The organism is Streptococcus infantis (assembly GCF_047460875.1).
GTDB classification, from domain to species: domain Bacteria; phylum Bacillota; class Bacilli; order Lactobacillales; family Streptococcaceae; genus Streptococcus; species Streptococcus infantis_AA.
On sequence record NZ_JASHFI010000007.1, the window covers coordinates 67,273 to 80,389 of the forward strand.

Here is a 13,117-nt window from a genome sequence, read left to right on the forward strand (position 1 = left end):
TGCTCGACAATCCACAGACAATTGAGAGGCTAGGACTTTTGTCCCAGCCTCTTTTATATTCTATAAATCTTAGTCGGTTTTTTCAGTAAATCCGAGTTCAGTTAGCAATTTTTTAGAAGCAGCAAAACTGATCGTTTTCCCAACCCCAGAATATTCTTTAGGGAAGGCTTTTCTGAGTTCATCAATATCAGCGACTGTAAAGTCAAATTCTGCATCTTGAACGACTTTCCCATCTTGAATTTCAATAGTCTGGCGAACACCCTGGATGCCATTATAGCCTTTGTAGGTTTCTTCAACCAAGGTTTTAAGTTCTTCTGGTGTTTTGTTGTAAGATTCTGGATCATAGATATTATGACCTGATTGTTTCAATACTTTGTCTCCTTCAACACTATAAGTCAGGGTAGAAGTAAAGCTAGGACGAGTATCATTGACAAAGGTAGCAGTTTTTACCTCAGCTTTTGTTTCTGAGTTTTCAAGCGTGGTTTTTTCCTCCTTATTAGGGCTAGAGGAAGTAGTTGTTGATTGTTTAGAACATCCTAACAAGACAAGCAAAGATAGAACTAGACAGAGGCTAGCTTTGAAATATTTCTTCATGTCTCTTTTCCTTTCATCATAAATCTAATATCATTATAGCACAGCCATTTTTTGGAATCAAAGTATTAGGTGTCGTTCTTTTTTACACATATTCAGATGGGAAAAGTGATATAATGGTAGGAAGAGGTGAAGAAATGAATCAAACTGTAGAATATATCAAAGAACTTACTGCTATCGCGTCGCCAACAGGTTTTACCCGCGACATTACGAATTATTTAGTTGAGACACTTGAAAAGTTAGGCTATCAACCTGTCCGTACTGCTAAAGGTGGTGTCAACGTTACTGTTAGAGGTAAAAATAATGAGCAACAACGTTATGTAACTGCCCATGTGGATACCCTGGGAGCTATCGTTCGCGCTGTTAAACCAGATGGTCGTCTTAAGATGGACCGTATTGGTGGCTACCCTTGGAATATGATTGAAGGCGAAAACTGTACGGTTCATGTAGCTAGTACAGGTAAGACTATTTCAGGTACCATTTTGATCCACCAGACTTCTTGTCACGTTTACAAAGATGCTGGAACTGCGGAACGTACACAGGACAATATGGAAGTTCGTTTGGATGAAAAAGTAACCAACGAAAAAGAAACACGCGCACTCGGTATCGAAGTTGGAGACTTTATCAGTTTTGACCCACGAACTGTCGTGACTGAGACAGGCTTTATCAAGTCTCGTCATTTGGATGACAAGGTCAGCGCAGCTATTCTCCTTAATCTCCTCAAAGTCTACAAAGAAGAAGGGATTGAACTTCCTGTCACTACGCATTTTGCCTTTTCAGTCTTTGAAGAAGTGGGACACGGTGCTAACTCAAGCATCCCTAGTCAAGTTGTCGAATATCTAGCGGTAGATATGGGAGCAATGGGAGATGACCAGCAGACGGACGAGTACACAGTGTCTATCTGTGTTAAAGATGCTTCAGGTCCTTATCACTATGAATTCCGTCAACATCTGGTTGCTCTAGCAAAAGAGCAAGACATTCCATTTAAACTAGATATCTATCCATTTTACGGTTCGGATGCTTCTGCGGCCATGTCAGCTGGAGCAGAAGTCAAACACGCTCTTCTAGGAGCGGGTATTGAGTCTAGTCATTCATACGAGCGGACTCATATCGATTCTGTTCTTGCTACTGAGCGTATGGTGGACGCTTATCTTAAGAGTGAGTTGGTGGACTAGGATGTGCCTAATTTGTCAACGAATTGAATTGATTAAGGCAGGGGAAAATCCCTACTTTGTCAAGGAATTAGAAACAGGCTATGTTGTCATCGGAGACCACCAGTATTTTGAAGGCTACACTCTATTCCTAGCCAAGGAACATGTTACAGAATTACATCATCTACATCCAACTGTCAAACTCCGCTTTTTAGAAGAAATGAGTCTGGTTCAGGAAGCTGTCTCTAAGGCTTTTTTGCTCAAAAGATGAATGTAGAGTTGTTGGGAAACGGTGATGCACATGCCCACTGGCATATTTTTCCGAGACGAGAGGGTGATATGAAGGGACACGGTCTTAATGGTCGTGGTCCAGTTTGGTGGGTTCCTTGGGAAGAAATGGTCGCTGAAGAATATCAGGTTAAGGGAAGCAAATTAGAAGGTTTGGTTGAAACCTTATCTGAAACTTTGGACCAAATGATAGAAATGAAAGGATAAACAATGAAAAAAAGATACCTTGTATTATCAGGATTGCTAGCCTTGACATTGGCAGCTTGTTCGCAAGAAAAGCCAGCAACATCAGAAACGCAGACTTCAACTGAAGAAAAAACCGTCCAAGAAGGAACTGTCGGTAGTAAATCTCAGGAAGCAAGCCAGAAAAAGGCAGAAGTAGTTAATAAGGGAGATTACTATAGCGTTCAAGGGAAGTACGATGAGATTGTTATCGCTAATAAGCATTATCCCTTGTCTAAGGACTATAATCCTGGAGAGAATCCTACAGCAAAGGCGGAGTTGTTGAAGCTTATTGCTGCTATGCAGGAAGCAGGTTTCCCAATCAGCGACCACTATAGTGGTTTCAGAAGTTATGAAACTCAAACTCAACTTTATCAGAACTATGTCAACCAAGACGGAAAGGCAGAGGCTGACCGCTATTCTGCACGACCTGGATATAGTGAACACCAAACTGGACTAGCATTTGACCTTATCGGTACAGATGGTGATTTGGTGACAGAAGAAAAAGCTGCTCAATGGCTTTTAGATCATGCTGCAGACTATGGTTTTGTCGTTCGCTATCTCAAAGGTAAGGAAAAAGAAACGGGCTATATGGCTGAGGAATGGCACCTTCGCTACGTCGGAAAAGAAGCAAAGGACATCGCTGCAAGTGGTCTCAGCTTGGAAGAGTATTACGGCTTTGAAGGTGGGGACTATGTTGATTAGTCGCAAAATATCTTGCAAGAATGCTTGAAATTTGATAAAATGAATAATAATTAAATAGGAATCTGCAAGACTAGTATCTCAGGGGAAGTATATCAGGGAGGAGAGCCGTGACTGAAAGCTCTCTATATGAAAGCTGGGTGAATTCACTTGCGCATGGATTCAGAAATAAAGGTCTGACTTGTCAGATAAAAACGGATGGTACCGCGTGTCAACGCTCCGAGTGGAGTTTTTGGCATGTGGTTTTCTTTTTATCTTACGAGAGACTGATGGAGGAATTATGTCAACTATTGAAGAACAATTAAAAGCGCTTCGTGAAGAAACGCTAGCTAGCTTAAAGCAGATTTCTGCTGAAAATGAAAAAGAGATGCAGGATTTGCGTGTCTCTGTCCTTGGTAAAAAAGGTTCATTGACTGAAATCCTTAAAGGGATGAAGGATATATCAGCAGAAATGCGCCCTGTTATCGGGAAACACGTCAATGAGGCTCGCGATGTCTTAACTGCTGCCTTTGAAGAAACAGCTAAGCTCTTGGAAGAAAAGAAAGTGGAAGCTCAACTAGCAAGTGAGAGCATTGATGTGACGCTTCCAGGTCGCCCAGTTGCGACAGGTCACCGTCACGTTCTCACTCAAACTAGTGAAGAAATCGAAGATATCTTCATCGGGATGGGTTACCAAGTAGTGGATGGTTTTGAAGTTGAACAAGACTACTATAACTTTGAACGTATGAACCTTCCAAAGGATCACCCAGCTCGTGATATGCAGGATACTTTCTATATCACAGAAGAAATCTTGCTTCGTACTCACACGTCTCCAGTTCAGGCGCGTGCTATGGATGCCCATGATTTTTCAAAAGGTCCTTTGAAGATGATCTCACCAGGGCGTGTATTCCGTCGTGATACGGACGATGCAACCCACAGTCACCAGTTCCACCAAATCGAAGGTTTGGTTGTTGGGAAAAACATCTCTATGGCTGACCTTCAAGGAACCCTCCAGTTGATTGTACAAAAAATGTTTGGTGAAGAGCGTCAAATCCGTTTGCGTCCATCTTACTTCCCGTTCACTGAGCCATCTGTTGAGGTGGATGTTTCATGCTTCAAGTGTGGAGGAGCCGGCTGTAACGTATGTAAGAAAACTGGTTGGATCGAGATTATGGGTGCCGGTATGGTTCACCCACGTGTCCTTGAGATGAGTGGTATCGATGCAACTGTTTACTCTGGTTTTGCCTTTGGTCTTGGTCAAGAGCGTGTCGCTATGCTTCGTTACGGAATCAACGATATCCGTGGATTCTACCAAGGCGATGTCCGCTTCTCAGAACAGTTTAAATAAGATTGAAACCTGCAACACAATCTTAAACAGTCGTTCTCGTTTTCACATACTCTAGAAATAGAAACGACTGACTCGAAGAAAAAGAAAGGAATTGAAAAGGTCTCGCTTGCTGGGACCTTACAATTAGAATTATGTTAGTATCATACAAATGGTTAAAAGAATTGGTGGACATTGATGTGCCCTCACAAGAGTTGGCTGAAAAAATGTCAACTACAGGGATCGAAGTAGAAGGTGTGGAATCACCAGCTGCTGGTCTCTCAAAAATTGTCGTCGGAGAAGTCTTGTCTTGCGAAGATGTGCCAGAAACACACTTGCATGTTTGCCAAGTCAATGTTGGTGAAGAAGAAGCCCGTCAAATCGTCTGTGGAGCACCAAATGTGCGCGCAGGCATCAAGGTTATGGTGGCTCTTCCGGGAGCTCGCATTGCGGACAACTACAAGATTAAAAAAGGTAAAATCCGTGGCTTAGAGTCACTAGGGATGATCTGTTCACTAGGTGAATTGGGGATTTCTGACTCAGTTGTTCCAAAAGAATTTGCAGATGGAATCCAAATCTTGCCAGAAAATGCTGTTCCAGGTGAGGAACTCTTCTCCTATCTAGACTTGGATGATGAAATCATCGAACTTTCTATCACTCCAAATCGTGCAGACGCTCTTTCTATGCGTGGGGTAGCTCACGAAGTAGCCGCTATCTATGACAAGGCAGTCAACTTTAAAGAATTTACTTTAACAGAAACAGACCAAGTTGCGGCGGATGCTCTTTCTGTCAGAATTGATACAGACAAGTCTCCTTACTATGCAGCTCGTATCTTGGACAATGTGACCATCGCACCAAGTCCACAATGGTTGCAAAACCTCCTCATGAACGAAGGCATCCGTCCCATTAACAATGTCGTTGACGTAACCAACTATATCTTGCTTTACTTTGGTCAGCCGATGCATGCTTTTGACTTGGATACCTTTGAAGGGACTGACATCCGTGTGCGTGAAGCACGTGCTGGTGAGAAATTAGTGACCTTGGATGGGGAAGAGCGTGAACTTGCAGAAACAGACCTAGTCATCACTGTGGCTGGCAAACCAGTAGCCCTTGCAGGTGTCATGGGTGGTCAGGCTACAGAAATCTCTGAAAAGTCTAGTCGTGTCGTTCTTGAAGCTGCTGTCTTCAATGGCAAATCTATCCGTAAGACAAGTGGTCGCCTCAACCTTCGTTCAGAATCATCTTCTCGCTTTGAAAAAGGCATCAATGTGGCAACAGTTAATGAAGCCCTTGATGCGGCAGCAAGTATGATTGCTGAACTTGCTGGTGCGACCGTGCGTAAAGGTATCGTTTCAGCAGGGCAGCTTGATACTTCAGATGTAGAAGTTTCTTCAACCCTTGCTGACGTTAATCGTGTTCTCGGAACTGAGCTTTCATACGCAGACGTAGAAGATGTCTTCCGTCGTCTTGGATTTGGCCTTTCTGGAAATGCTGATTCCTTTACTGTTAGCGTCCCTCGTCGTCGTTGGGATATTACTATTGAAGCTGACCTTTTTGAAGAAATCGCTCGTATCTATGGTTATGACCGCTTGCCAACTAGTCTTCCAAAAGATGATGGAACAGCTGGTGAATTGACTGCGACACAAAAAATCCGCCGTCAAGTTCGTACCATCGCTGAGGGAGCAGGTTTGACAGAAATTATCACCTATGCTTTAACAACTCCTGAAAAAGCAGTCGAGTTTACGATTCAGCCAAGCCATTTGACAGAATTGATGTGGCCAATGACAGTGGACCGCTCTGTCCTCCGTCAAAATATGATCTCAGGTATCCTTGATACAGTTGCCTACAACGTAGCACGTAAGAATAAAAACTTGGCCCTTTACGAGATTGGAAAAGTCTTTGAACAAACAGGAAATCCAAAAGAAGAGCTGCCAAACGAAATCAACAGCTTTGCCTTTGCCTTGACTGGCTTAGTCGCTGAAAAAGACTTCCAAACTGCAGCCGTTCCGGTTGATTTCTTCTATGCCAAGGGAATTTTGGAAGCTCTCTTTGCTCGCTTGGGTCTTGAAGTGACTTATACAGCAACCTCTGAAATCGCTAGCCTTCACCCAGGACGTACAGCCTTGATCTCACTTGGGGACCAAGTCCTTGGTTTCCTCGGTCAAGTACATCCTGTTACAGCTAAGGCTTACGATATTCCAGAAACTTATGTAGCAGAGCTCAACCTTTCAGCTATCGAGAAAGCTCTTCAACCAGCAGCTCCATTTGTGGAAATCACTAAATTCCCAGCAGTCAGTCGTGATATCGCTCTTCTCCTCAAAGCAGAAGTGACTCACCAAGATGTGGTTGATGCCATTCAAGCTGCTGGTGTGAAACGTTTGACAGCTATCAAACTCTTCGACGTCTTCTCAGGTGAAAAACTGGGTATAGGAATGAAGTCAATGGCTTATAGCTTGACCTTCCAAAATCCAGAAGATAGCTTGACAGACGAAGAAGTCGCACGCTACATGGAAAAAATTCAAGCTTCTCTCGAAGAAAAAGTCAATGCAGAAGTGCGTTAACAGTCTAAAGAGGCTGGGACAAAAGTCCTGGCCTCTCAATTGTCTTTGGATTGTCGAGCAAGACGCAGTGGTTGAGTGGGCTCTACTACGCTGATTTCATCAGCTATTACAGCCCTACTCAACTGTGCGGAGGTGGGGCGACGAAATCGAATTCTAACGAATTACCGATTTCTGCCCCACTCTCTTTTTAGTACAAAAATCATCAAGCTTTAGCCTGATGATTTAATCAACTTGGGGAATAAGCTCTATGTAATACTGCTATATCTAGGTTAGCCATCCATGTTTTTTGTCATCCAATCAGCTAAGAAGTGATAGGTATCGTTTCGATTATTCTCGTTTAGAATTTCGTGACGAGCCTCTTCAACTAATCGAAGGCTTACTTTAGAATGTGAAGCTTTTAGGAGTTTTACAAATCTCTCGATACCTTTGCCATTTTCACCTAGAGGGTCTTCTTGTCCTGAAATAACGAGAATAGGAAGTTGGGCTGGGATCTCATCAATCACTTGTTTACTAGCTACTTGATTTGAGAAGTAAAAAATAGATCTGTACATGGGAATAGTAGGGATGAATTGACAGAATGGATCCTTCAGATAAGCTTGGTTGGATTCTTCATTTTTTGAGAGCCAATCGACAGATGTTTTAGGATTCTTAATACTTCGATTAAAACTATCAGTTGATAGATAGGTCAGGAGTTTACTACGGTGTTTATTCCCTTTTATAAGTCGGATGCATTCTGTTAGGAGGAGAGCGAATCGAGTCAGAAATTGAGGTTGTTGACCAGTTGCCATGATAATTAAGGCATTAATGGGTGGTTTTCGTTTAGCTACATAATAGCGACACATAAGAGAACCCATAGAATGCCCTAGAAGGACGATTGGAAGTTCTGGATAGCTTTCTTGAATAAAGAAGGTTACTTTTTCAATGTCATCGATGAGTTCCTCGGGAGATTCAGGAAATACTCCGAGTTGACTTGGATTTTGAGCAGTAAAACCGTGGCCGAGATGATCATGGCCGATAACAGTAAAGCCTTCTTTATTCATGGCTAGAGCAAATTCTTCATATCGTTCTACGTACTCTACCATTCCATGTACAAGCTGAAGAACGGCTTTTGGCTGTTCAGCTTCCCAAATGATTAAGTTATTGTTGTTTGGTTCGAGTTTAAGTCTTTTTTTCATATCAGATTCCTTGCCTATGATAATCTATAGTCTATCAAAAATATACCATAAAATAGCACGATAAGCTAGGCATGATAATGAAGATTGCTAGTAACAATTCAGGACTGAAAATGAACATTTGAGGACATAGCCAACGGATTTATCAAGAAATGAGTATAATAAGTTTATCACTTAAAATCTGGGGATAAAATACTTGGCGAAGAGCCAATAAATTCCCAATCTAGTAAATATCCTTTTAAAAACAAAGATTTAAAAATGTACATAAATCATTGTAAAAGCTATCAAAAAGGAGTATAATGAGTGCAATAAATTTCGGAGGTGGATGATGCTCGAAGTAAGAAATCTAGAAAAAAGTTTTGGGCCTAAGCAAGTTTTGTTTGGTGTTGACTTTCAAGCAAGACCAGGGCGTATTTTGGGGCTGGTTGGGAAAAATGGAGCTGGGAAAACCACTATTTTTCACAGTATTTTGAAATTTTTAGACTATCAAGGGGAGATTGAGCTTGATGGTCAAGATATTCGTCAGGAGACCTATGCTCGCATTGGTTATCTCCCTGAAGAACGTAGTCTTATGCCTAAATTGACAGTCCTTGAACAAGTTCGTTACTTGGCGACCCTAAAAGGCATGGACACCAAGGAAATCAAAGAAAAACTCCCTCAATGGATGGAAAAATTGGAAGTCAAGGGAAAATTGACGGATAAGATCAAGAGTCTCTCAAAAGGAAATCAACAGAAGATTCAGTTGATTATCACTTTGATTCATGAACCCGACTTGATTATCCTAGATGAGCCTTTTAGTGGCTTGGATCCAGTCAATACCGAACTCCTTAAGCAGGTTATCCTAAAAGAAAAAGAACGTGGCGCGACTATTATCTTTTCTGACCATGTCATGACCAATGTCGAAGAACTTTGTGATGATATCCTCATGATTCGTGATGGGCGTGTGGTCTTGCATGGACCGGTTCAAGAGGTTCGCAATCAATACGGGAAAACACGACTTTTTGTTTCAAGTGAACGAAGCAAGGAAGAACTGGAGAGTCTTCCTCATGTTAAACAGGTTAGCTTGACCAAGCAAGGTAGTTGGAAGTTGATCTTGGATGATGAAAGTGCTGGTAGGGAACTCTTCCCAATCTTGACTCAAGGTCAATATATCGCGACCTTTGACCAACAAGCGCCGACAATCGATGAAATCTTTAAACTAGAATCAGGGGTGGAAGTATGAGAAATATGTGGGTTGTAATCAAAGAAACTTATTTACGACATGTTAAGTCGTGGAGTTTCTTCTTTATGGTGATTTCACCTTTCCTCTTTTTAGGTCTGTCTGGAGGAATTGGTTATCTTCAAGGAACGTCTTTGGCACAAAATGATAAAGTTGCAGTGATTAGCTCGGTTCCAACTGTTACAGAAGGTCTTAAAATAGCCAATGGTCTTAATTTTGATTATCAGGACGAAGCCAGTGCCCAAGCTGCTATCAAGGATGAGAAAATCAAGGGCTATCTGATGATTGACCAAGAAGATAGTGTCCTTAAGGCAGTCTATCATGGTGAAACTTCACTAGAGAGTGGAATTAAATTAGCAGTGACCGCTAAGTTGAATGAACTCCAAGCCCAACTCAACCGTTCAGCAGCAAATCTGTCACAAGAACAGACAAAACGCTTGGAACAAACTGTCCAATTTACTGAGAAAATTGATGAGTCAAAAGAAAATAAAAAGATGGTCCAAACCTTTGCGGCTGCAGGACTGGGCTTCTTCCTTTATATGATCTTAATCACTTATGCTAGTGTTACTGCTCAGGAAGTAGCCAGCGAGAAAGGGACCAAAATCATGGAAGTGGTCTTCTCCAGCATTCGTGCCAGCCATTACTTCTACGCGCGCATGATTGCCCTGCTCCTAGTCATTTTAAGTCATATTGGGATTTATGTTGTAGGTGGACTCGGAGCTATCTTATTCTTTAAGGATATGCCTATCTTGGCTAATTCAGGTATTCTGAATCACTTGGGAGAAGCCTTCTCGCTTAACACCTTATTATTTATCTTAGTCAGTCTCTTCATGTATGTAGTCTTGGCAGCCTTCTTAGGTTCTATGGTTTCTCGACCTGAAGATGCAGGAAAGGCCTTATCTCCGTTGATGATTTTGATAATAGCTGGTTTTGTTGGCGTTACTGCCCTAGGCGCTGCAGGAGACAATTTGATTTTGAAAATCGGTTCTTATATTCCTTTCATTTCGACCTTCTTTATGCCTTTTAGAGCTATCAATGGCTATGCAAATAGTTTGGAAGCGTGGATTTCACTTATGATTACGATTGCTTTTGCGGTGACTGCAACCATCTTTATCGGACGCATGTATGCTAGTCTGGTCCTTCAAACGGATGATTTAGGTATTTGGAAAACCTTTAAACGAGCTTTAAGCTATAAATAAAGTATTGGACCTGTGAGTGTATCTCTCAGGTCTTTCAATTAGCTGAAATATTTCACATTTATTTCTTCTAAACCTTTGACTATTAGGCAAAATTATCGTACAATAAAGAGTACATGATAAAATGAGATCAGAGTTTATCCACTCTGGCAATAGTAGTAATAATTGAGGAGAAACGCTTTGGAATTAGAAGTATTTGCTGGGCAAGAAAAAAGTGAACTATCTATGATTGAGGTGGCTCGTGCCATCTTAGAACTTCGTGGTCGTGATAATGAGATGCATTTTAGTGATTTGGTTAATGAAATCCAAAACTATCTCGGTACCTCTAACAGCGATATTCGTGAAGCTTTGCCTTTGTTCTATACAGAGTTGAACTTTGACGGAAGCTTTATCTCTCTTGGAGATAATAAATGGGGCCTTCGTTCATGGTATGGAGTGGATGAAATCGATGAGGAAATCATTGCTCTTGAAGAAAGTGACGATGAAGAGGTCGCACCTAAACCTAAGAAAAAACGTGTTAATGCCTTCATGGACGGAGATGCAGATGCCATTGATTATGATGCAGATGATCCTGAAGATGAGGATGCTTACGAAGAAGATCCAGCCCTTTCTTATGACGATGAAAATCCAGATGATGAGAAGAATGAGGTTGAAGCTTATGATGCTGAAATCAACGAAATCGCACCAGACGATCTAGATGAAGAAGTCGATCTTAATGAAGAAGACGACGAAGACTCTGAAGAAGAGGAAGAATAAAAATAAAAAGGAGTTGGAGCTGGAATCGGTCTATCAAGTCTCGATTTCCTGGTCCAGCTTTTTTGTATTAGTCTGAATTAGTTTTGTAAGCTGGAATGCGCCAAGTCAACGATTTGTTCTATTTGACAAATGGTTCATTTTGAGGTAATATATTGTTCGGGCACCTCTTTTTGAGGTCGGAGCTTCCTAGTTACTAGGGAGCTATTTTTGTTTTTCCAGGAAAATTATCATACTGGATTGTAGTTGTCGATGAAGGTTTTGTTTTCTTAGTTCCCCTCTAGTGAACAAGACCTTGTGCATTTTAGAAAGAGGAATCTATGTCTACGAAATATATTTTTGTCACTGGTGGTGTGGTGTCGTCTATTGGAAAAGGGATCGTTGCAGCGAGTCTAGGACGACTGTTGAAAAATCGTGGTTTGAAGGTGACCATTCAAAAATTTGACCCTTATATCAATATCGACCCAGGAACCATGAGCCCTTACCAGCACGGGGAAGTCTTTGTAACTGATGATGGGGCTGAGACAGATTTGGACTTGGGTCACTATGAACGTTTTATTGATATCAATCTCAATAAATACTCAAATGTGACAACTGGTAAAATTTACAGTGAAGTGCTTCGTAAGGAACGCCGTGGAGAGTATTTGGGTGCAACTGTCCAAGTTATTCCTCATATTACAGATGCTTTGAAAGAAAAAATCAAGCGTGCTGCCCTAACGACTGACTCTGATGTTATTATTACAGAGGTTGGGGGAACAGTCGGCGATATTGAGTCCCTTCCATTCTTAGAGGCGCTTCGTCAGATGAAGTCTGATGTCGGAGCAGAAAATGTCATGTATATCCATACAACCTTGCTTCCTTACCTCAAGGCAGCTGGTGAAATGAAAACCAAACCAACTCAACACTCTGTCAAAGAATTGCGTGGTCTGGGAATCCAGCCAAATATGTTGGTCATTCGTACAGAAAAACAAGTAGGACAAGGGATTAAAAATAAACTAGCCCAGTTCTGTGATGTGGCGCCAGAAGCAGTTATTGAGTCCTTGGATGTGGATCATCTTTACCAAATCCCACTTAATCTGCAAGCACAAGGCATGGATCAAATCGTCTGTGACCATTTGAAAATAGATGCACCTGCAGCAGATATGACAGAGTGGTCAGCTATGGTTGATAAGGTTATGAATCTCAAAAAACAAGTCAAAATTGCTCTTGTTGGTAAGTATGTCGAGTTGCAAGATGCCTACATTTCTGTCGTAGAGGCTTTGAAACACTCTGGTTATGCCAATGATGCAGAAGTGAAGATTGATTGGGTCAATGCAAATGATGTGACAGCTGACAATGTGGCAGAACTTCTATCTGACGCTGACGGAATCATCGTTCCAGGTGGTTTTGGCCAACGTGGAACAGAAGGTAAGATTGAAGCGATTCGATATGCGCGTGAAAATGATGTACCAATGCTTGGAGTCTGCTTGGGTATGCAGTTGACCTGTATCGAGTTTGCCCGTAATGTCTTAGGTCTTGAAGGAGCTAATTCAGCAGAGCTAAATCCTGATACCAAATACCCTATCATCGATATCATGCGTGATCAGATTGATGTTGAGGACATGGGGGGAACCCTTCGTTTGGGACTTTATCCTTCTAAGTTGAAACGTGGTTCTAAGGCAGCAGCAGCTTATAATAACAAAGAGGTGGTGCAACGCCGTCACCGTCACCGTTATGAGTTTAACAATGCTTTTCGTGAACAGTTTGAAGGAGCAGGTTTTGTCTTTTCAGGAGTGTCACCAGATAATCGTTTGGTAGAAATTGTGGAAATTCCAGAGAATAAATTCTTTGTGGCTTGTCAGTACCATCCAGAGCTATCAAGCCGTCCAAACCGCCCAGAAGAACTCTACACTGCTTTTGTAACAGCAGCGGTTGAAAATAGTAAATAGTCATGATTAAACCTTTGAGAGTCATCTCAGA

The 13,117-nt window shown here is 41.7% G+C and carries 10 protein-coding genes and 1 pseudogene; 9 read left to right on the top strand and 2 right to left on the bottom strand.

The features are described from left to right. Window positions 1-69: 69 nt before the first annotated feature. A complete protein-coding gene (locus QM887_RS05970; RefSeq protein WP_414270960.1) occupies window positions 70-594 on the bottom strand; it encodes a DUF1307 domain-containing protein in 525 nt (174 codons plus the stop codon). A gap of 134 nt (window positions 595-728) precedes the next feature. Between QM887_RS05970 and QM887_RS05975 the strand changes: the two genes are divergently transcribed. The 5 genes and pseudogenes from QM887_RS05975 to pheT all read left to right on the top strand — a co-directional run bounded on the left by QM887_RS05975 (window position 729) and on the right by pheT (window position 6,818). Further along, a complete protein-coding gene (locus QM887_RS05975; protein WP_414270961.1) occupies window positions 729-1,766 on the top strand; it encodes a M42 family metallopeptidase in 1,038 nt (345 codons plus the stop codon). Between the two features lies 1 nt (window position 1,767). Continuing rightward, window positions 1,768-2,237, top strand: a pseudogene (locus QM887_RS05980) (HIT family protein). Window positions 2,238-2,240: 3 nt separating this feature from the next. After that, window positions 2,241-2,957, top strand: coding sequence for an LD-carboxypeptidase LdcB/DacB (gene ldcB, locus QM887_RS05985; RefSeq protein WP_414270962.1), 717 nt, complete (start codon window positions 2,241-2,243; stop codon window positions 2,955-2,957). 277 nt (window positions 2,958-3,234) lie between these two features. Beyond that, window positions 3,235-4,281 carry a phenylalanine--tRNA ligase subunit alpha gene (pheS, locus tag QM887_RS05990; protein ID WP_414270963.1) on the top strand — a complete coding sequence of 349 codons (1,047 nt, stop codon included), beginning with the start codon at window positions 3,235-3,237 and terminating at the stop codon, window positions 4,279-4,281. A 131-nt stretch (window positions 4,282-4,412) separates the two neighbouring features. Beyond that, on the top strand, window positions 4,413-6,818 hold the full coding sequence (pheT, locus tag QM887_RS05995; RefSeq protein WP_414270964.1) for a phenylalanine--tRNA ligase subunit beta: 2,406 nt from the start codon (window positions 4,413-4,415) through the stop codon (window positions 6,816-6,818). Window positions 6,819-7,087: 269 nt separating this feature from the next. Here the strand turns inward: pheT and QM887_RS06000 are convergent, their stop codons facing one another. Next, the gene (locus QM887_RS06000; protein WP_414270965.1) at window positions 7,088-7,993 is read right to left on the bottom strand and encodes an alpha/beta fold hydrolase; all 906 of its coding nucleotides are present in this window, start codon (window positions 7,991-7,993) and stop codon (window positions 7,088-7,090) included. Window positions 7,994-8,318: 325 nt separating this feature from the next. Here QM887_RS06000 and QM887_RS06005 point away from each other — a divergent pair, with 325 nt between their 5' ends. The 4 genes from QM887_RS06005 to QM887_RS06020 all read left to right on the top strand — a co-directional run bounded on the left by QM887_RS06005 (window position 8,319) and on the right by QM887_RS06020 (window position 13,086). Continuing rightward, complete coding sequence (locus tag QM887_RS06005) at window positions 8,319-9,212, top strand: ABC transporter ATP-binding protein (protein ID WP_414270985.1); 894 nt, start codon at window positions 8,319-8,321, stop codon at window positions 9,210-9,212. After that, window positions 9,209-10,408, top strand: a complete 1,200-nt coding sequence (locus QM887_RS06010; protein ID WP_414270966.1) for an ABC transporter permease — start codon at window positions 9,209-9,211, stop codon at window positions 10,406-10,408. The genes QM887_RS06005 and QM887_RS06010 overlap by 4 nt, the downstream gene beginning before the upstream one ends. Window positions 10,409-10,585: 177 nt before the next feature. Continuing rightward, window positions 10,586-11,161: a DNA-directed RNA polymerase subunit delta gene (gene rpoE, locus QM887_RS06015; protein ID WP_075229911.1), complete on the top strand. Its 576-nt coding sequence runs from the start codon at window positions 10,586-10,588 to the stop codon at window positions 11,159-11,161. Between the two features lie 317 nt (window positions 11,162-11,478). Continuing rightward, window positions 11,479-13,086, top strand: coding sequence for a CTP synthase (locus tag QM887_RS06020; protein WP_414270967.1), 1,608 nt, complete (start codon window positions 11,479-11,481; stop codon window positions 13,084-13,086). Window positions 13,087-13,117 lie beyond the last annotated feature (31 nt).